This window comes from Methylosinus sp. PW1 (genome assembly GCF_000745215.1).
Classification (GTDB): Bacteria; Pseudomonadota; Alphaproteobacteria; order Rhizobiales; family Beijerinckiaceae; genus Methylosinus.
Genome location: NZ_JQNK01000009.1, coordinates 2,338,357 through 2,357,258, shown reverse-complemented (window position 1 = coordinate 2,357,258; position 18,902 = coordinate 2,338,357). Strand labels below are relative to the sequence as shown.

At 63.9% G+C, this 18,902-nt stretch carries 14 protein-coding genes; 7 read left to right on the top strand and 7 right to left on the bottom strand.

The window, feature by feature from the left end; genetic code table 11:
- The first annotated feature begins 7 nt into the window (after nt 1-7).
- Complete coding sequence (locus K369_RS20755; protein ID WP_036293832.1) at nt 8-832, top strand: ABC transporter permease; 825 nt, start codon at nt 8-10, stop codon at nt 830-832.
- A gap of 11 nt (nt 833-843) precedes the next feature.
- Here K369_RS20755 and K369_RS20750 read toward each other — a convergent pair whose 3' ends face one another.
- The 7 genes from K369_RS20750 to fdhF all read right to left on the bottom strand — a co-directional run bounded on the left by K369_RS20750 (nt 844) and on the right by fdhF (nt 11,502).
- Complete coding sequence (locus K369_RS20750) at nt 844-1,680, bottom strand: nitroreductase family protein (RefSeq protein WP_036293830.1); 837 nt, start codon at nt 1,678-1,680, stop codon at nt 844-846.
- A gap of 50 nt (nt 1,681-1,730) precedes the next feature.
- Entirely contained in the window at nt 1,731-2,750 is a 1,020-nt protein-coding gene (locus K369_RS20745; protein WP_198033172.1) for an enoyl-CoA hydratase/isomerase family protein, read from the bottom strand.
- A gap of 91 nt (nt 2,751-2,841) precedes the next feature.
- The gene (locus K369_RS20740) at nt 2,842-3,486 is read right to left on the bottom strand and encodes a hypothetical protein (RefSeq protein ID WP_156968002.1); all 645 of its coding nucleotides are present in this window, start codon (nt 3,484-3,486) and stop codon (nt 2,842-2,844) included.
- Between the two features lies 1 nt (nt 3,487).
- Entirely contained in the window at nt 3,488-5,818 is a 2,331-nt protein-coding gene (locus tag K369_RS20735) for a polysaccharide biosynthesis tyrosine autokinase (protein ID WP_036293825.1), read from the bottom strand.
- A 36-nt stretch (nt 5,819-5,854) separates the two neighbouring features.
- Entirely contained in the window at nt 5,855-6,562 is a 708-nt protein-coding gene (locus K369_RS20730) for a polysaccharide biosynthesis/export family protein (RefSeq protein WP_036296086.1), read from the bottom strand.
- A 103-nt stretch (nt 6,563-6,665) separates the two neighbouring features.
- Nucleotides 6,666-7,310, bottom strand: coding sequence for a sugar transferase (locus K369_RS27790; RefSeq protein WP_245278258.1), 645 nt, complete (start codon nt 7,308-7,310; stop codon nt 6,666-6,668).
- Between the two features lie 1,321 nt (nt 7,311-8,631).
- Complete coding sequence (gene fdhF / locus K369_RS20720) at nt 8,632-11,502, bottom strand: formate dehydrogenase subunit alpha (protein ID WP_036293823.1); 2,871 nt, start codon at nt 11,500-11,502, stop codon at nt 8,632-8,634.
- 443 nt (nt 11,503-11,945) lie between these two features.
- On the opposite strand from fdhF, the gene K369_RS20715 reads away from it, so the two are divergent.
- The 6 genes from K369_RS20715 (at nt 11,946) to K369_RS20690 (ending at nt 18,880) form a co-directional block, all read left to right on the top strand.
- Nucleotides 11,946-12,992 carry an ABC transporter substrate-binding protein gene (locus tag K369_RS20715; protein WP_036293821.1) on the top strand — a complete coding sequence of 349 codons (1,047 nt, stop codon included), beginning with the start codon at nt 11,946-11,948 and terminating at the stop codon, nt 12,990-12,992.
- Between the two features lie 12 nt (nt 12,993-13,004).
- Nucleotides 13,005-14,003: an iron ABC transporter permease gene (locus K369_RS20710; RefSeq protein ID WP_036293819.1), complete on the top strand. Its 999-nt coding sequence runs from the start codon at nt 13,005-13,007 to the stop codon at nt 14,001-14,003.
- 136 nt (nt 14,004-14,139) lie between these two features.
- On the top strand, nt 14,140-14,952 hold the full coding sequence (locus K369_RS20705) for an ABC transporter ATP-binding protein (RefSeq protein ID WP_036293817.1): 813 nt from the start codon (nt 14,140-14,142) through the stop codon (nt 14,950-14,952).
- Nucleotides 14,949-15,680 carry a hypothetical protein gene (locus tag K369_RS20700; RefSeq protein WP_036293815.1) on the top strand — a complete coding sequence of 244 codons (732 nt, stop codon included), beginning with the start codon at nt 14,949-14,951 and terminating at the stop codon, nt 15,678-15,680. The genes K369_RS20705 and K369_RS20700 overlap by 4 nt, the downstream gene beginning before the upstream one ends.
- On the top strand, nt 15,680-16,387 hold the full coding sequence (locus tag K369_RS20695) for a hypothetical protein (RefSeq protein ID WP_036293813.1): 708 nt from the start codon (nt 15,680-15,682) through the stop codon (nt 16,385-16,387). Before K369_RS20700 ends, K369_RS20695 begins: the two co-directional genes overlap by 1 nt.
- A 171-nt stretch (nt 16,388-16,558) precedes the next feature.
- Entirely contained in the window at nt 16,559-18,880 is a 2,322-nt protein-coding gene (locus K369_RS20690; RefSeq protein ID WP_036293811.1) for a TonB-dependent receptor, read from the top strand.
- The last annotated feature ends 22 nt before the right edge of the window (nt 18,881-18,902 follow it).

Here is an 18,902-nt window from a genome sequence, read left to right as displayed (position 1 = left end):
AATTTCTATGATGCGCGAAACAAGCGGCTTCACCGCGCGCCAATACGCCATCTGCCTCGCCGGCGTGATCTGGCGCGAAGCTTTGCGTTTCCTACATCAGCGCGAGCGCTTCGTCTCCGCGCTGGTGCGGCCGCTCGTCTGGCTGCTCATCTTCGCCGCCGGCTTTCGCCAAGTGCTCGGCGTCTCCATCATCCCGCCCTATGAAACCTATGTCCTCTATGAGGTCTATATCACGCCGGGATTGATGGCGATGATCCAGCTATTCAACGGCATGCAGTCCTCACTCTCAATGGTCTATGACCGCGAGATGGGCAATATGCGCACGCTACTGGTCTCGCCTTTTCCGCGATGGTATCTGCTCGGCGCCAAGCTTCTCGCCGGCGTCGCCGTGTCGATATTGCAAGTCTACGCCTATCTCTTCATCGCCTATTTCTGGGAGATCGAGCCGCCGACGCCGCTCGGCTATCTCACCGTGCTGCCCGCCCTCGTGCTCGCGGGACTGATGTTCGGCGCGCTCGGCATGCTGCTCTCCTCCGCGATCAAGCAGCTCGAGAATTTCGCGGGCGTGATGAATTTCGTCATCTTCCCGATGTTCTTCGCCTCTTCCGCGCTCTATCCGCTGTGGCGCGTGCAGGAGTCGAGCCCCGTGCTCTATTGGATTTGCCTCGTCAATCCTTTCACCCATGCGGTGGAGCTGATCCGCTTCGCCTTTTATGAGAAAATCTCCTGGGACTCGCTCGCCGCCGTCGCCGGCTACACGACCTTCTTCTCCGCCGGCGCGCTCATCGCCTATGATCCCGCCAAGGGAATGCTGATGCGCAAGGGCGGCTGAGCCGCCCGCGCTCACTGGGCCGCTTCGAAAACCCGCTCGTCGCGACGTGCTGCGACGTTTCCGGGCGTCGTCTCGATCCAATCGACCGCGACGGGCTTGCGCGTTCGGAACATCTCCGGCGCCGGCAGCGCGTCATCGGCCTCATAGCCGATCAATATGGAAGCGACGATGTCGATCTCCGCGCCGAGGCCGAGATAGCGTCGAAGATCGCGCTGCACATTGAGATAATTGGATTGGATGCAGGTGGCGAGGCCACGCGACTGCGCGGCGAGCGTCACCGCATAAGTGAAATTGGCCAATCCGAAAGTGCGCGTCAACGCATTGACGCGCACCAGCACAGGCACATTGCGCAGCGATGTGAAAAAGCAGCGCAGCCCTTGCAGAAGGCCCGGCTCGCCCGCCGCGCGCCGCAGCAACGCGGTGAGCGACAAGCGCACGAGATCGGCATATCTGCGTCGATCCGCGGTGCGATAGACGAGCAGTAGCCGCGGCGCGCCTTTGACCTCGAAAAAGCGCCGATACATGCCGGTCACATAACGCCGCCATTCGTCCGCCGTCGCCGGCCCGCGATCGTCATTGGAAGGAGGCGCCGCGCCGCCATTGCGCAACACCTGCTCGAGCACAGGAAAGACCGACTCCCATCCCGCGAGCTCGAAGCGCGCGATCACATCCTTCGAGGCCTCCTGGCCGAGCGCGATCACCTTCCAGGCTTGCGTGTTGCCCGGCGACGGAGCCCATGACGCGAGCTCGAATATTTCCGCGAGCAATGCGTCATCGACCGGCGCCTCGCTGTAATGCCGAATGGCTCTTCTATCGCGCATTCCTCTTTCGAGACCGATATCGTCCATGCGCTCACTCCTTCAATTCCACCGACGCTGCGCTTCCATCGCGATGAGCCTCAATTCGGCATAGAAACGCGAACGCCCTCCCCGTCGCTCGTTTCCTCGCCAGCGCCGATCGCTTTCGAGAAATGGCGATTGAGACGCTTCGGGCGCTGACGATGCGCCGCGATCGATTCCGCCAGGCGCGCTCCGACGCGTGAGGATGCGCGCACGCGCGGCGCGTCGATGATCTCGTGCAGCGCCGGCGACAAATCGTCCATTTCATCGGCGAAAGCGACATGAGCGAGGATTTGCAGCAGATGTGCTTCCGCGATGTTTCGCGTCTCGCCCGTTCGATCTTCGACAGTGAAGAAGGCGTCGCCGATTCGCGCCGGGCGTCCCTGAAAGACCGCAGCCATCCGGTCGATCGCGATTTTGGCGTCGGCGATTCGCTCGGCCGCGGTCAAGCGCTCTATCCTTTGGCGATCGGCGAGAACCTCGGACAGCAGCACGGGAATCGCATCCGTCACCATGGCGCGCGACATGACATCCCATCCGATGAGCCCGGCCATATGGCAGAGCCCGAGGGTATGATAGGGAACGCCGATCCGCAGATGCGGCATCAAGATCTTGATATCCGATCGCGCGCAGACGACCTCACGGCAGCTTAGCGCCAATTCGACGCCGGCGCCGACGAGATGACCTTCGACACGCGCCATTGTCGGAACATTGCGACCGAGCTCGCGCAGCAGCTGCGTGACGCGAACGAAGTAATTGTTCTCGCCCAGGAGATCTTCGCCTGGACTGACGCGCCGCGCCGCCGCCTCGAAATCATGGAGATTGAGACCGGCGCATGCGACCGAGCCGGAGGCCGTATCGAAGGCGATCTCGAGACGATCGAAGGGCAGCTCATGAAAGCGGCGAAGCGTCTCGTAGAGACTATCCGTCGCGGCCTTCGTCAGCGCATTGTGGTTCGGCGGGTCCGAAACAATGACGTGAAGCACACCGTCGTCGGCCTTGTAGCGCAGGCCCGCGACATCGCCGAGCCCGAGCATGGCGCGCTTCGCCTCTTGCTGAAAATTGACGTCGTGCTGCATTTTGAAACCTCCGATCGGCATGAAATTGGACGCGTCGAAGCGGACGCGTGATAGAGGAGTCGTTCGGCGGCGCCGATGTCGCCTCCCGCGCCTATGATCCGGCGCCCGATTTCGGCGCCTCGACCGCGCGAAGCAGAAATGTCGCGAGCCATGACGTCTCCGCCTCGACGAAGCTGCTCGGAACCAATATTGCGATCACGATGATCGCGACCGCGATGAGGAAAAGCGACGGCATCAACAATCTCGACGGACGCTGCTCGATCGGTCGCGGTACCCATGGGATATGGCGCATCGGCGGCGCCACGCGTCGCGCGCTCGCCTGCGTCTTGCGTCGATCCGGCGATTCTTGCGCCTCCCGCCACGCGGCGATTACTCGACGCGCGAACACGGTCTTCCATTCGGCATGGGCGTGATCGGGATGCAGCCAGATCATCAGCCAACGCATATGCGTTCGCATATCGGCGCGGCTCGCGCCGGGGCGCACGCCGAGAATTCTATGGCTGTCGGCCGTGGGAAAAAACAGGATCTGCTGCACATAGAATTCCGCCGCCGCTTTCACATAGCTCTTGTCCTTGCCGGAGCGACGCGCGGCCTCGTCGAGCGTTTCCTCGCAACCGGCCGCGATGCGAATGACCTCGAGCACGTCGTCGGGCAAAGGCAGCTCGCGCGCGCGCGCCGCCATTGGCGGGATCGACGCGAGATCGAGCGCGCATTGCAATGCCCGGCTTCTCGGCACGTCACTGTTCCAGCGTTGGCGAAATTGCGCGATCCTTTTGGCTCTTCGCTCCATAGCCGAAATATTCGTGGCCATAGGCGGGGCCGTGACCGTAAGCATCGCCATAGGCGTAGCCATAGGAGTGACCAACGTTGGTCGCGTCGAACTTATTCAGCAGGCAGCCGAGAATGCGAGTGCGTGCGAAATCCAGCCGCTTGACCGCCGCATGGACGACGCGCCGGCGCGTGTGCATCGAATCGACCACGAACACAGCGCCATCCACTATGCTGCCGAGCAATGGTGCGTCGGCGAGGCCCACGACCGGCGGACCGTCGATGACGACAATGTCGAATTTCTCTCGCGCCAGCGCGAGCAGCGAGGCGAAGCGCGGTCCAGCCAAAAGCTCCGCGGGATTCGGAGGCACAGGACCGGACGACAGGAAGGTGACGCCATAGATGAGATTTTCGGTGACGGCGGCGGATGCGTCCAATGCGCCGGTCAGCACATTGGCGAGGCCGATGCTGTTGTCGACCGAGAGTATGTCGTGCAACGACGGCTTGCGCATATCGGCGTCGATCAAGAGCACCTGCATTCCGAGCTGCGCGAAATTGGCCGCAATGCAGACCGATGTGGTCGACTTGCCTTCGCCAGGCCGTGAGCTGGTGACGAGGAGCGTCTTGGGCGCGCCCATCGCCGTCGAGAATTGCAACGAGGTCCGCAGCGAGCGATAGGCTTCCGCCATTGACGACAGAGGATCGCCGATGACCTCATTCGCGACGGAATAGGACGGGTCGCGGGCTTTCTCGTCATCCTGCCGCGCGAGCGGAATGACGCCGAGCACTGTGAGACCGAGCGCCTCCTCGATCTCTTCGGGAATCTTGAACGTATCGTCGAGAAATTCGCGCACCGCGATCGTCGCGACCGAGGCGAGCAGCCCGAGGACAAAGGCGAGGCCGAGATTCATCAGCAGCCGCGGACTCGACGGGCTCGTAGGCCGCTCCGCCTTGTCGATGACCGAGACATTGTTGGTCCCGATCGCGCCGGTCACGCCGACCTCCTTATATTGCTGTAGCAAGCCGTCGTACAAGGACCGGTTGGTGTCGGCCTCTCTTTGCAGAATAGTGTATTGAATGCTGCGATCCCGCAGATCGAGCGCATTTACCTTCAGGCTTTCGATGCGCTTGAGGAACGACGATTCCTGATCGCGCGCGGCTTCGTAGCGCGCCTTGATCGCTTGACGAATGAACTCGACGTGCTCCCTGATCTGGCGATCATATTCCGCGATCTGCGCCCGCAGCTGCCTCATCTCTGGAAAATCCGGCTTCATGACGCCGAGCTTGTCCTGATACTCCGCCATCAGCTCGGTGCGGCGCTCGCGGGCTTTTTGAATGCTCTTGTCGTCCAGCACCTGCGGCAATCCCAATCCGCTACCGCTCTGCGCCTGCATCCACAGCTGCTCTTCCTTGATGCGCTGCGCCATGGCGACGCCGAGGGCATCGTTGAGCGATTTGAGATTGGCGCCGGCGATGGAGAGCTTGTCATCGACATTCACAATGCCTTCGCGTTGCGCATAGGCGACGACCTGCTTCTCGGAGTCTTCCAATTTGAGCTTCACCTGCTGCAGCTTCTCCTCGAGGAATGTGCGCGCATAGGCGGAGGCGCTGTAGCGGCGGTCCAGCGTCATCGCCACGAAATTCTCGGCGACCGCTGCGCTGACTTGCTGCGCGAGAAGGGCGCTTTTGCTGCTGAAGCTGACCTTCACGATGCGCGACATCGGAATCGGCTGCACCGTGAGGCCTTTCAGCACGGCGGCGACCGCCGAGCGTCGTCTGCCGACACTTTCGGGCTCCTCCTCATGTCGCTTGAACAGGCCTTGGAGCACGCGCCCGAGGAGAGAGATCTCCACATCGACTAAGCCCTTCTTGTCTGCGAGGGAGAGCGAGGACACGACGCGCTCGGCGAGCGCGTGACTCTTCAAAAGCTCGTATTGAGTCGTGTAGAATTGCGGATCGTCGGTTTTCTCCACCAGCGCGTCTTGAAGGCGCACGACCTTCGCGGCCTCGCGGTCGATCTGTATCGTCGTCGTCGCCGTATAGATTCGCGGCATCAGGAATGTGATGACAAAGGCGCAGAGTATCGCGCCGGCGCAGATAGCGGCCACGAGAATGCGATGCTTGATGAGCAAGCCGACATATTTGAGGAAGCTCGAGGCGCCGCTGTTCTCGTCGAAGCTCGGCTGCCGTTCGTCGCAAGCGGCAGCGTAACGCCTGCCGGCGACGATCGCGCGCTCCGATTGGGCGGCGTCGAGAGCGACGGCCGACGCACCCGTCTCTGGCCTTTGATCCGCGCTCATTCCAAAAACGACCTTTCTAGCGTTGACTTTGGAGCGTCACCAAGGTCTCGCCCCGATGTTGATCATTGCGGGGACGGCCGATTTGATGACTTGCACGCCTGTGCGCGCCAGGGATTCATCGACGACGATCGTGTCTCCGCCATAGACCAGCGGATCGGGCGCCTGGCCGGAACGAATGGCGGCGACGTCGAATTTCGCGCTGACGCGCCTTTGATCGGAAACGCGGATCAGCGTCACCGCAGAGTCGCCGACGTCATTGATCCCTTCCGCCATCGCCAGCGCTTGCAGCAGCGTGTTCTTGCCCTTGAGCGCATAGACGCCCGGCTTTTTGACCGCGCCTTCGACGGTCACGCGGAGCCCGACCGATTCTTTCACGAACACCGACACCTGAGGCGATTGCAGATATTTCGCCGCGAGCTTGCGTGTGAGCTCGGCTTCCAGCTCGCTCACCGTTCGCCCTGCGGCGACGACTCCGCCGATCAAGGGAAAGGAGATGCGGCCATTGCCGTCGACCTGCGCCACGCGGCTGAGATTGGTGAAACCGAATATGTTTATTTCCAGCACGTCCTGCGCGGAGATGCGGTAATCGCTCTGTGTGAAATCCGTATTGGCTCTCGCCGTGTCCGGCTCCGGAAGGCTGGCGGTGTAGGACGGATCGACTCCCACGCCGACCTGCGGAGAGCATCCGGAAAGAGTGGCGCAAAGGGCGGCGAGCGCCGAAAATCGGAACAGACACACAATCATAATCTGGCCTTTGCTTCCGTGGGCGCGCATCCTCTGCTCGACCGAAACTCTTGCTAAAAAAGGCTATCGAACAGCGCGCCGCGAGAAATCTCCGGCGCCGCGGTCAGCTGGGCTCGACCGCGCGATAGGGGTAATCCATCGCCACGGCGTCGAGCGCCGGTAGCCTCTCGGCGCGTTCGGCGACAGCGCGGCGGCGGCGGTCGCGCGGCGTCGCGCGCTCGCATGCCGCATCGCGACGCGATGTGGCATGCGCTGCGAACTCTTGCCGATACCAGCGGATCGCATGCTCGACCGCGCGTCCGTTAAGCTTCTCGCCGGCGAGCGCGACGAGCAGCGTGCCGATGACGATGTCGAGATCGAGCCGGAGGCAGGCGTGCTTTATGTACCAGAGGTCGAGCGCATTTTTTTCTTCCGGCGTGACGATGGTCCCACCATTGATCTGCGCCCAGCCGGTGACGCCCGGACGCACGCTGAGTCGCGGTCCGGGATCGTCGGGCTGATCCTGCGGCAAGAGCGGCCGCGGGCCGATGAGCGACATATGACCCGCGATCACATTATAGAGCTGAGGAATTTCGTCGAGGCGGCTCGCGCGGATCATGCGGCCGATGCGGGATAGACGCTGCTCTTCCAGAGCCGGACGGCCCTTCTCGTCGAAAGGCGCGCGATAGGTGCGGAACTTGTAGAGCAGGAATTTCTGGCCGTTCTTGCCGATTCGCTGCTGCCAAAAAAAATATGGGCGCGCCGACATCGATAAAGACGACATAGGCGACGCAGATCGCGAATGGAAAGGCCGCGACGAGCAGCAGGCTCGCAGCGCAAATGTCGATGATGCGTTTCGCCTTGAAATAGTCGGGCGTCTCGAACGTCTCGATCGCGCCGATCTCCTGCGCCGCGACGGGCGGCGCAGCGATGAAATTCCACGCCTCCGCTATGCAGTGGATCGGCACGCCGCGCGCCGCGCATTGCGCCTCCACCGCAGCGAGAAGATCGGCGGGCAGGAAGGTCGCGTCCTCGGCGAGCCACACCTCGTCGACCTCGACGCCATGGACAGCGTATTCGTCGATGACGGCGCCGATGTCGTTGGGATCGCCGACGATAGAGACGCCGGCGATCTTGCGGCCGAGGAGCTCTGGCCGAGCGTCGAGCGCAGCGACGATCTGGGTCGTGCGCGGCCGCAGATAATCGGTCAATTTTATCGCCGCCGAGGCGAATCGATCGACGCCGACGACGATCACGCGGCGCAGATCGGCCTCGGCCTCCGCGCTGTCGAGCTCGTGCTTGCGCGTGAGGTCCTTGTGAAGCGCGCGCATCATCGATCGCGTGGCGATCATGCCCGCGACGAGCACCAATCCGAAGATCAAGGGCGTCGAACGCGGCACGCCTTCGAAGCGTGTGAGCGCAAGAAGAATGGCCGAGCTGGAAGCGACCGCGCAAGCGGCGGCGCCGGAGAGGGCGAAGGCGTCGCGCAGTGAGAAGAACTGCCCCATGCGATCGCTCAGCCGAAAGGCGAGGATCATGACGATGGCGCAGCCTGCGGAGATGACTGCATATTCATAAGGCGCTGGAAATGCCGCCGGAAAATCGCCGGGGTCGAGCAGCAGAGGATCGCGCAGAGCGAGCGCGATAATCGGCGCGACGACCGCCGACACAAGATCGGCGGGCTCGATTCGAAAACGAATGCGGTCTCTCGATGCTGGCGAAGCCAATCGCATGGCGCAAATTCTCCGATCGCGATCGGAAACTGGCGTGCATTTTTCGAAAAGTCACTCCGGGCTGGCGTCTAAGTCCAATGACGGACACACGTATCTGCGCAAGCGCCCGGACGTGCGCGCGCAATCGCGAAAAGCCAGAAAATCATTGTCGGAAAGTGTGGCGCAATCGCCGCGAAGGACGCGCAGGATGACGCCAGCGGCGGGGCCGGAACCACGGGAAAATTCGACGCGCGGAGGCGCCGCGCGCGAGAGTCGTTGTGGATAATCGAGCCCGATTGTCGCGATGGCCTCGCCGCTGGAGCGCATTTCGAGCGGCGAGGCCGGATGATCGGCAAAGATTGCGCAGCGAGATCAGCGCTACTCGCCGGCGGCGGCGATCTGTCGGCTCTTCTCCGACATTTCGCGATAGCGCTCCTGCCATTCGGTGGGACCGTTGGAGGGCGAGACCTGCACCGCCGTCACTTTATACTCCGGGCAATTGGTCGCCCAATCGGAATTGTCGGTGGTGACGACATTGGTCTGGCACAGAGGATGGTGGAAGGTGGTGTAGACGACGCCGGGCGCGACGCGATCGGTGATCTTGGCGTGGAGCGTCGTCTCGCCGGCGCGGCTCTGCACGCGCACCCAATCCCCCTCGCGCACGCCGCGCACCTCGGCGTCATGCGGATGGATCTCCAGCACATCCTCCGGGTGCCATTGGCTGTTCTCGGTGCGGCGAGTCTGCGCGCCGACATTATACTGCGAGAGAATGCGGCCCGTGGTCAGCAGCAACGGGAAACGCGGCCCGGTGCGCTCCTCCGTTGGCACATATTCGGTGATGACGAACTTGCCCTTGCCGCGCGCGAATTTGTCGATGTGCATGATCGGCATGCCTTCCGGCGACAGATCATTGCAGGGCCATTGCACCGAGCCCACCTCGTCGAGCTTGGCGTAGGAGACATGCGCGAAGGAAGGCGTGAGCTTGGCGATCTCGTCCATGATCTCGCTCGGATGCGTGTAGCTCCAATTGCAGCCGAGCGCATTGGCGAAGAGCTGCGTCGCCTCCCAATCGGCGTAGCGCGCCTTGGGGCTCATCACGCGGCGCACGCGCTGAATGCGGCGCTCGGCGTTGATGAAGACGCCGTCCTTCTCGAGGAAGCTCGCGCCGGGCAAAAAGACATGCGCGTAATTGGCGGTCTCATTGAGGAAGAGATCCTGCACGACGAGACATTCCAGCGCGCCGAGGCCGGCGGAGACATGCTTGATGTCCGGGTCGGACTGCAGAATATCCTCGCCCTGCACATAAAGGCCCTTGAACACGCCATCGACGGCGGCGTCGAACATGTTGGGAATGCGCAGGCCCGGCTCGCCGTCCAGCGGAACGCCCCAGGCCTCCTCGAACAGCTTGCGCACATTGTCGTCGGAGACATGGCGATAGCCGGGGAACTCATGCGGGAAGGAACCCATGTCGCAGGAGCCCTGCACATTATTCTGCCCGCGCAGCGGATTGACGCCGACGCCGGAGCGGCCGAGATTGCCGGTCGCCATTGCGAGATTGGCGATGGCCATCACCGTGGTCGAGCCTTGGCTGTGCTCGGTGACGCCGAGGCCGTAATAGATGGTGGCGTTGCCGCCGGTGGCGTAGAGACGCGCCGCGCCGCGCACCAGATGCGCGGGAACGCCGGTGAACTTCTCCACCGCCTCCGGGCTGTTGCCCTCTTCGCCGACGAAGGCGGCCCATTCCAAATATTCGTCCCAATCGCAACGCTCGCGCACGAAGGCCTCGTTCACCAGCCCCTCTTCGACGATCACATGGGCGAGCGCGGTGACGATGGCGACATTGGTTCCCGGCCGCAGCGGCAGATGGAAGGCCGCGCTGATATGCGGCGAGCGCACCAGCTCGGTGCGGCGCGGATCGACGACGATGAGCTTGGCGCCCTCGCGTATCCGCCGCTTGATCTGCGAGCCGACGACCGGATGCGCGTCGGTCGGATTGCAGCCGATGATGAGAATGACGTCGGCCTCGGAGACCGAGTCGAAATCCTGCGTGCCGGCGGAGGTGCCGAAGGCTTGGCTGAGGCCATAGCCGGTCGGCGAATGGCAGACGCGCGCGCATGTGTCGACATTATTATTGCCGAAGCCACTGCGAATGAGCTTCTGCACCAGAAAGGTCTCCTCGCTGGTGCAGCGCGAGGAGGTGATGCCGCCGACGGCGAGCCGGCCGTATTTCGCCTGAATGCGCTTGAACTCGGAGGCGGCATGAGAGATCGCCTCCTCCCAGGACACTTCGCGCCAGGGGTCGGTGATCTTCTCGCGGATCATCGGGCTGGTCACGCGGTCGCGATGCAGCGCATAGCCATAGGCGAAGCGGCCCTTGATGCAGCTGTGGCCGTGATTGGACTTGCCGTCCTTCCACGGAACCATGCGCACGATCTCCTCGCCGCGCATCTCCGCCTTGAAGGTGCAGCCGACGCCGCAATAGGCGCAAGTGGTGACGGCCGAATGCTCCGGCTGTCCAATGGCGATGACGGAGTTTTCGGTGAGCGTCGCCGTGGGGCAGGCCTGCACGCAGGCGCCGCAGGAGACGCATTCCGATTCCATATAAGCCTCGCCCGCGCCCGGCGAGACGCGGCTGTCGAAGCCACGGCCTTCGATCGTCAGCGCGAATGTGCCCTGCACTTCCTGGCAGGCGCGCACGCAGCGATTGCAGACGATGCATTTGGACGGATCAAAGGTGAAATAGGGATTGGATTTGTCCTTGGGCTTCCAATCCTCATTGCGGCGGCCCTCGCGACGCGCCGTGACATGGTTGCGTCCGCTATAGCCATAGCGCACCTCGCGCAGGCTCACCGCGCCGGCCATGGATTGCAGCTCGCAATCGCCATTTGCGGGGCAGGTGAGGCAGTCGAGCGGATGGTCGGAGATATACAGCTCCATTATGCCGCGGCGGATGGAGTCGAGCCGCGGCGAGAAAGTCTTCACCGCAATGCCGGGCATGACCGGCGTGGTGCAGGAGGCGGAGAGATTGCCGCGTCCCTCTATCTCTATGAGGCAGAGGCGGCAGGAGCCGAAGGAATGAAGATTGTCGGAGGCGCAGAGCTTGGGGATCTCTACGCCGATCTGCATCGCCGCGCGCATGATCGACGTGCCTTCCGGCACAGTGATCTCCGTCCCGTCGATGGTCAGAGTGACTTCCTTCTCAGAGCGGGAAGCCGGCGTTCCATAGTCGATTTCCTTGATGAGGCTCATGATTCTGGTCCCCGCGGGCCGGAAAGATTCGATGTAGTATAATTACATAACGATCGAGAGAGAGGTTTTTGTCAATATCTGCGAATCGTCGCTCGATAGGCGGAGCCTATAAATTCGTCAGTGCGCTGCCGATACGCGGGACTGGCCGCAGCTGTTCAGAAACATATGCGCCGAATATATCGACACGAAAGACAATGTCCCAGGGCGCTCGATGCGAGCCTGAAGGCTCGCGGTCCAATCCCGGCCCAGGACCGCGAGCCTTCAGGCTCGCTCTTTTCCGGCGATTGGCGGAACAGCAGGCCACCGCCTCGAAAAGGACAGCCGAGGCTAGAATTTGGCCTTGCGCGGCGCAGCCTTCGGTCTCTATGGTCGATATATATATAAGACGCATACATATCGGATGCGCCCTCCCGCCACCGCCGAAGGTCGAAAGGCCTCGTCCCATGCCATCGACATCCGGCCTCGCGCCCGTCCGCCTGCTGCTCTGCGCCCTGCTGGCGCTGTTCGCCTGCGCCCCGGCGCATGCGCAAACGCGCGAGGTCACGGACATGGCCGGCCGCAAGGTCGCGATACCGGCCGATCCCAAGCGCATTTTCGGCGCGGCGCCGCCGGTGGCGGTGACGCTCTACGCCATAGCGCCGGAGCGGCTGATCGGCATCAATGTGCCGATGCGCGGCGACGAGAAATCCCTCTATCGCAAGGAGGCGCTCGATCTGCCCGTGCTCGGCAGCAACGCCGGCATGGGCCGGCAGCTCAATCTCGAGGAGATCGCGGCGATGCGGCCCGATCTCATCATCGCCTGGCTCGGCTTCTACCAGGAGAAGGCGAAAGTAGTGGAGAGCTTCGCCAAGATCGGCGTTCCGGTGATCTTTTTGAAGCTCGACACGCTGGACGATTATGCCGACGCTTTCGCCTTTCTCGGACAAGTCGTCGGACGCGAGAGCAAGGCCGCCGAAATGTCGGCCTATATTCGCGACGCGCTGGCCCGCGTGCGCGAGGCGACCGCCGATATTCCGCCGGCCGAGCGGCTGCGCGTCTATTACGCCGAATCCGCCGACGGTCTCGCGACCGATTGCGACAAGAGCTTCCATACGGAGCCGATCGTCATAGCGGCGGGCGACAATATCTATCATTGCGAGCAGAGCTCGCATGTCGGCATGGACAAGATCAGCGTCGAGCAGATCGTCGCGCAGAAGCCGTCGCTGATATTGACGCAGGACAAGAGCTTCCCCGCCCTCGCCAAGAGCAGCGCGCTGTGGCGCAATGTGGAGGCCGTCAAGAGCGGCCGCATCGTGACTGTCCCGCACGCGCCCTTCAACTGGCTCGATCGTCCGCCGAGCTATATGCGCGCGCTCGGAATCCAATGGCTGGCCAATCTCTTCTATCCGTCGCGCTTTCCGCTCGATGTGAAGGCGGAGACGAAGAAATTCTACCGGCTCTTTCTCGGCGTCGATATTTCCGACGCCGATTTCACCCGCATAATGGAATGAGCGAAGGTTCCGATGCGCCTCGCCCTTCTGCCCTTCCTCCTGCTGGCGGTCGTCGTTCTGGCGCTCTCGGTCGGACGCTATCCGCTCGCGCCCGCGGATATTTTCGCCTATCTCGGCGCCGCTCTGGGGCTCGTCGCGCTTCCCCCGGAGCGCTTCGATCTCCTGCATAATCTCATCGTCGAGATTCGCCTGCCGCGCGTGCTGGCGGCGGGACTCATCGGCGCGGCGCTCTCGGCCTCGGGCGCGTCCTTCCAGGCGGTGTTCCGCAATCCGCTGGTGTCGCCGGGCATTCTCGGCGTGCTGGGCGGCGCCGGCTTCGGCGCGGCGCTCGGCATTCTGCTCTCCGGCGATTTTCTCACCATTCAGCTCTCCGCTTTCGCCATGGGGCTGGTCGCGGTCGGCGTCGGCGTCATCGTCGCCAATCTCTTCGGCGCCGCCTCCATGGTGACTCTGGTGCTCGGCGGCATGATTTCCGGCGCTTTGTTCACCTCGGCGCTGTCGCTCGTCAAATATGCCGCCGATCCTTACGATCAGCTGCCCGCGATCGTCTATTGGATGATGGGCAGCCTCGGCGCCGTCGATCTGAAGCAATTGCGCGGCGCCGCTCTGCCGATTCTCGCCGGGGTCGGCGCTCTGGCGCTGGCCGGCCGCGCGCTGGACGCGCTCTCCATGGGCGACGACGAGGCGCGCTCGCTCGGCGTGCCGGTGCATCTGACGCGCTATGGCGTCATCGCCGCAGCGACGCTGGTCTCCTCGCTCTCCGTCTCGCTCGCCGGCATGATCGGCTGGGTGGGGCTGGTCGTGCCGCATGTGGCGCGGCTCGCCATAGGGCCGACCAACAGCCGGCTGCTGCCGGCGAGCGCGCTGCTCGGCGCGATTTTTCTCATCGCCGCCGATTGCGTGGCCCGCAACATCACCCGCGCCGAAATCCCGATCGGCGTCGTCACCGAATTGCTCGGCATTCCGGCCTTCATCCTCGTGCTCGGCCGGGGGCGGAGGGCGTGGGCGTGAGGCGGGGGGCAGTGGAGCGCCCCCTCCTCGACGCTCGCCCGCAGCGCGGGAGAGGGGGCGCCAGCGATAGGCGCGCGCGCCGTCTCGGCGCGGCGCGACGCCTGCCCCCTCTCCCGCATCGCCGCGAGGCCCAGTCGTGAGAGAGCCCCGCGCGACCGCGCAGCTGCAAGGCGTCGATCTGCATTTTTCGCGCGGCAAGCGCAGCGTGCTCAGCGGCGCGACGCTCGGCTTCGGAACCGGGGAGATCGTCGCCCTGCTGGGCGCCAATGGCGTCGGCAAGAGCACATTGTTCCGCCTGCTGCTCGGCTTTCTGACGGCGCAGAGCGGCGAGGTGCGGCTCGACGGCGCGTCGCTCGCCTCGCTGTCGCGACGCGAGATCGCCAAGCGCGTCGCCTATGTGCCGCAAGGCCATGTCACGCCTTTTCCCTATACGGTGCGCGAGGTGGTCACGCTCGGCCGCCTGCCGGAGACCGGGCTTTTGCGCGCCCCCCGCGCCGAGGATCGCGAGATCGTCGAGAGCGTCATCGCCCGGCTCGGCATGGAGCGGCTGATCGACCGGCCCTATACGGAGATTTCCGGCGGCGAACGGCAGCTCACGCTCATCGCCCGGGCGCTGGCGCAAGGCGCGCGCCTTTTGGTGATGGACGAGCCGGCGACAGGGCTCGACTATGGCTATCAGCTGCGGCTGATGCGGCATTTGTCCGATCTTGCCGCCGACGGCCATGGCGTGCTGGTCAGCACCCATCATCCCGAACATGCGATGCAGCTGGCGACGCGCATCGCTATATTGAACGAGGGCCGCATAGAGGCCGATGGCGCGCCGCAGGCGGTGGTGACGGCGGAGCGCATCTCGCGCCTCTATGGAGTCGAGGTGGCGGTGTTCGACGATCCTTTCGGCGCGCGGCGGCTCGCGCCCGTCGCCCGGCGCAATGGAAGGGCCGAAGGATGAAGCTCTATATGGGCTTCGACGACACCGACGTCGCCGGAGCGAAGATCGGCACCGGCCGGCTGGTGCGCATGTTCGAGCGCAAGCTTCCCGAAGGCGCGCGGCTCTGGGGCGCGCTGCGCCATCAATTGCTCATCGATCCGCGCATTCCCTTCACCTCGCACAACAGCCCGGCCTGCGCCATTGTGGAGGTAGAGGACGAGGCGCTGATCCCTTCCCTCACCGCCCGCGCCGTCGCCCATATCGCCGAGTTCGCCAGCGACGGCTCCGACCCTGGCCTCTGCATCGCGCGAGAGACCGACGATCTTTCCGAGATCATCGAATTCGGCCTCTCCTGCACGCATGAGATCGAGACGCAGGATCATGCGCGAGAAGCAGCCGCCCGCGCTGGCGTCGAGCTGCTCGGCCTCGGGGGAACCAATGACGGAATCATCGGCGCGCTGGCCGCCGTCGGCCTCTCCGCCTATGGCTGGTGCGGCCGCTTTCTGGAATATGGACGGCTGCGCCGCCTGCCCGATCCCATCTCCGTCGCGGCGCTGGCCGAGGCCGGCATTGAAGCGACGGCGATCGACAAATATGCGCGCGCGCTCGATCCAGAGGCGATGATTCATACCGGCGGCTGGCTGTCGCCGCGGCTCTGGGGCGGACGCGCCGTCGCGCCGGCGGAGGAGAAGGACGGCCGCCTCATCGCCATTGGCAAGCGCCCGCGTGACGCCGAGGTCGCCGACTGATGCGCCTCCTCATCGGCATCGACGACACGGACGGCGCCGGCTGGGCGGCCAGCACGGCGCGGCTGGCACGCGAATTCGGCGACACGCTCGCGGGTGAAACGCGCTTCATCGGCTCGGTCGGCCATATTCTCTGTTCCGGTGTTCCGGCGACGACCAGCAACAAGGCCTCCTGCCTCGTCGTCGAGAGCGCGCGCGCCGACGCCGCGGATTTTCTGCTCGCCCAGGCCGCCGCCTATGTAGAAGCCAATGCGGCGCCCTCCAGCGCGCCGGGAATTATCGTGGCCGGCGCCGAGGCGGAAGCTCTCATCGACTTCGGCCGCGCCGCCAGCCGGCGCGAGATGAGCGCGGAGGAGCTCGCGCCTTTGCTCGGAGGGCTGCGCATCGCCGGCCTGCGCGGGGGGCGCGGCCTCATCGGCGCGGCGGCGGCGGTGGGGCTGACGGCGCGCGGATGGTCCGGCCGCTGGCTCGAATTCGGCGGGCTGCGCCGGCTCGGCCGCGCCGTGCAGGCGCGCGAGCTGAGAGCGCTCGGCATTTTCCTCGTCTCGCTGGAAACGGACGCAGAGGCCCCCGCGCCCGATGATTGGATCGACACACATGACCGGCTGCGGCCGCAGCTCGCCGCCGGCCGCGCCGTCCTGCCCTTGCGCCGTATCGGCGAAGGAATGTGGGAGGCGGCCGGCGCCGAGCCAATGAAGAAATCTCGATAGCGAGCGAAACTACACGCCTTCTATATCGCGGATGATGACGGAATTTGCGCCGTTTTGCCGTCATAATAGACTTGCTGTCACACCTACGCCTATTTACGTAATTGCGTTACATTACGAATCGAGCGGCGGGCGAGCGGCGCGTCGGCCGGGGGCGGCAAAAGGCTGACAGCAATGACGATGTTCGCGCGCAAGAGACGCGGCTCCTCCCTTCTTCTCGGCGGCGCGTCCTTGGCCGCGCTGCTCGGCGCCGCCCATGGCGCCGGCGCGCAGAGCTTCACCCCGCTGCCGGAAATCTCGATCGGCCCGGCGCCCGCCGCGCCGAAGAAAAAGCCCGAGAGCTCTATTCTCGGCTCGGCCTCCGATAGCTCGACCGCCTATGCCGCGGATGCGCGCGGGCTCGATCTCGCCAGCGGCGGCGGCGGCTCCAACCCGATCCGCGGCATCTCCTGGCTGCCCTCCGTCGATGCGCCGGCCATCGATCCTTACGGCCTCGCCAATCTTCCCGGCGGCAATAAGGGCATTCGCATTCGCGGCGAGGTCAGCCAGCACGGCAACAGCATCGGCACGGTGGAAGGGCTGCCGCTCTCCGGCATCAATCCCGGCCCCGGCGTCGCCTGGCTCATCGATAATGAGAATCTGAGCAAGATCGTGCTGCGGCAGGGTCCCATGCCCTCCGATGTGAATTCCTATTTCACCGCCGGCGGCAATTTCGACAGCCGCCTGCGCTGGCCGGCGGAGAAATTCGGCGGCGAGATTTCGCAGAGCGTCGGCTCCTTCTCCTTTCTGCGCACTTTCGCCCGCATCGACTCGGGCGAGATTTTGAACGGCACGACCAAGGTCTTCGTCTCCGGCTCCTTCACCGACGCCGACAAATGGCGCGGCTCCGGCAAGGACCCACAGGGGAAATCGGGCTTCGCGGTCGGCATAGACACCAAGCCCGTCGATGGGCTGGAGGCGAAATTCTTCGTCGCCAAGAGCAGCTTCGACCAGCACAGCTATCAGGGCCTCAACTATCAGCAGGCGAGCAATCTCGGCGCCTTCCGCCGCTATGATTTCGCCGCCTATCCAGGCCCGACGACGGCCAGCCAGATCAATTACTACGGCTATAATCTCCAGCATTTCGACTCTTGGACCGCATTCGGCGATATCGCCATAGAGGTCGACAAGACGACGCGCTTTGTCTTCAAGCCCTATTATTTCCGCGAGGACGGCTATTATCTCGACGGTCAGGCCAATGGCCGCATCCGCAAATGGATCATCGACCACGACATGTGGGGCGTGGTGAGCGAATTGCAGACGCGCGTGCTGGACACGGACGCCAAGCTCGGCTTCTGGCACGGCGTGCAAAATCCCCCCGGACCGCCGACGGCCTGGGAAGTCTTCGCCCCCAATGCGGGCGGCGGCCTCATCAATCCGAGCTGGGCGATCCTCGGCAAGCAGACCGCGCCGCATGTGTTCGATTCCGCCTATGGAATCGCGAGCCGCGACTTCGGTCCGCTGCATGTGGAAGCCGGCGCGCGCTATGTTTGGGAGCGCATGGCGGGAATAGACGCCTATAATTCGATGGGCATAGGCGATGTGCCCTATGACACGGCGCTGGCGCTCTCCTCCGGCGTCATCGCCAATCGCAGCGTCAAGCCCTTCACCGTCGGCACTTTTCTGCCCTTCGGCGCGCTCACCTATCGGCTGACCGACGACCTATTGCTGAAATTCAGCGGCGGCGGCGGCTATGGCGGACCGGGCTATGACGCCTGGCCAGTGTTCCAGCAGAATTCGGCGACCTTCCTCGCCAAGGGAATCACTGCGGATCAGTTCTGGCATTCGATGAAGCCGGAGACCTCGACGCAGCTCGATCTCGGCCTGCGCTGGTCCTTCGACGGCGCCTATGGCTCGGGCTATGTGGAGCCGACCGTCTACTATTCCCGCAATCACAATAAGCTCGTCTCTTACGATCCCGGCATCGGCACGCAATATGGCGCGAATGTCGGCGAGAGCCAGAATTACGGCGCGCAGGCCGTCGTCCATTATTCGCCGCTCGAAAGCGTCGGCCTTTTCGCCTCGCTCGGCTATCAGCGCGCCGAATTCGTCGAAGATCTGCCGCTGCTGCCCGGCGCCTCCGCAGTCAATTATTGGTCGACCCGGGTGAAGGGCAAGCAATTGCCGGACGTGCCCTATTTCATCTCGACGATCGGCGGCGATCTGCGCATCGAGGAATTCACCATCACGCCGATCCTGCATATCGTCGGCTCGCGCGCCGGCGACACATCCGGCTTCCAGCCGCTCGCCGGCTATTCCACATTCGATCTCACCGTGAAATACGAGCACAAGATCGACTGGGGAACGATCACCGCCAGCATCACCTGCATGAACATGTTCGACACCGCCTATATCGGCCAGATCAGCAGCGGCTATTATCAGCAGACGTCGGCCAACGGCATTTATTACCCGGGCGCGCCGCGCACTGTGCTCGCCAAGGTCGGCTTCAAATTCTGAATCGGATGCACGCCACCGAGGC

Excerpts from the sequence above, each read along its gene's own strand:
- K369_RS20755 (WP_036293832.1), top strand. The coding sequence starts at position 8 with ATGATGCGCGAAACAAGCGGCTTCACCGCGCGCCAATACGCCATCTGC.
- K369_RS20750 (WP_036293830.1), bottom strand. The coding sequence starts at position 1,680 with ATGGACGATATCGGTCTCGAAAGAGGAATGCGCGATAGAAGAGCCATT.
- K369_RS20745 (WP_198033172.1), bottom strand. The coding sequence starts at position 2,750 with ATGCAGCACGACGTCAATTTTCAGCAAGAGGCGAAGCGCGCCATGCTC.
- K369_RS20735 (WP_036293825.1), bottom strand. The coding sequence starts at position 5,818 with ATGAGCGCGGATCAAAGGCCAGAGACGGGTGCGTCGGCCGTCGCTCTC.
- K369_RS20730 (WP_036296086.1), bottom strand. The coding sequence starts at position 6,562 with ATGATTGTGTGTCTGTTCCGATTTTCGGCGCTCGCCGCCCTTTGCGCC.
- K369_RS27790 (WP_245278258.1), bottom strand. The coding sequence starts at position 7,310 with ATGTCGGCGCGCCCATATTTTTTTTGGCAGCAGCGAATCGGCAAGAAC.
- fdhF (WP_036293823.1), bottom strand. The coding sequence starts at position 11,502 with ATGAGCCTCATCAAGGAAATCGACTATGGAACGCCGGCTTCCCGCTCT.
- K369_RS20715 (WP_036293821.1), top strand. The coding sequence starts at position 11,946 with ATGCCATCGACATCCGGCCTCGCGCCCGTCCGCCTGCTGCTCTGCGCC.
- K369_RS20710 (WP_036293819.1), top strand. The coding sequence starts at position 13,005 with ATGCGCCTCGCCCTTCTGCCCTTCCTCCTGCTGGCGGTCGTCGTTCTG.
- K369_RS20700 (WP_036293815.1), top strand. The coding sequence starts at position 14,949 with ATGAAGCTCTATATGGGCTTCGACGACACCGACGTCGCCGGAGCGAAG.
- K369_RS20695 (WP_036293813.1), top strand. The coding sequence starts at position 15,680 with ATGCGCCTCCTCATCGGCATCGACGACACGGACGGCGCCGGCTGGGCG.
- K369_RS20690 (WP_036293811.1), top strand. The coding sequence starts at position 16,559 with ATGACGATGTTCGCGCGCAAGAGACGCGGCTCCTCCCTTCTTCTCGGC.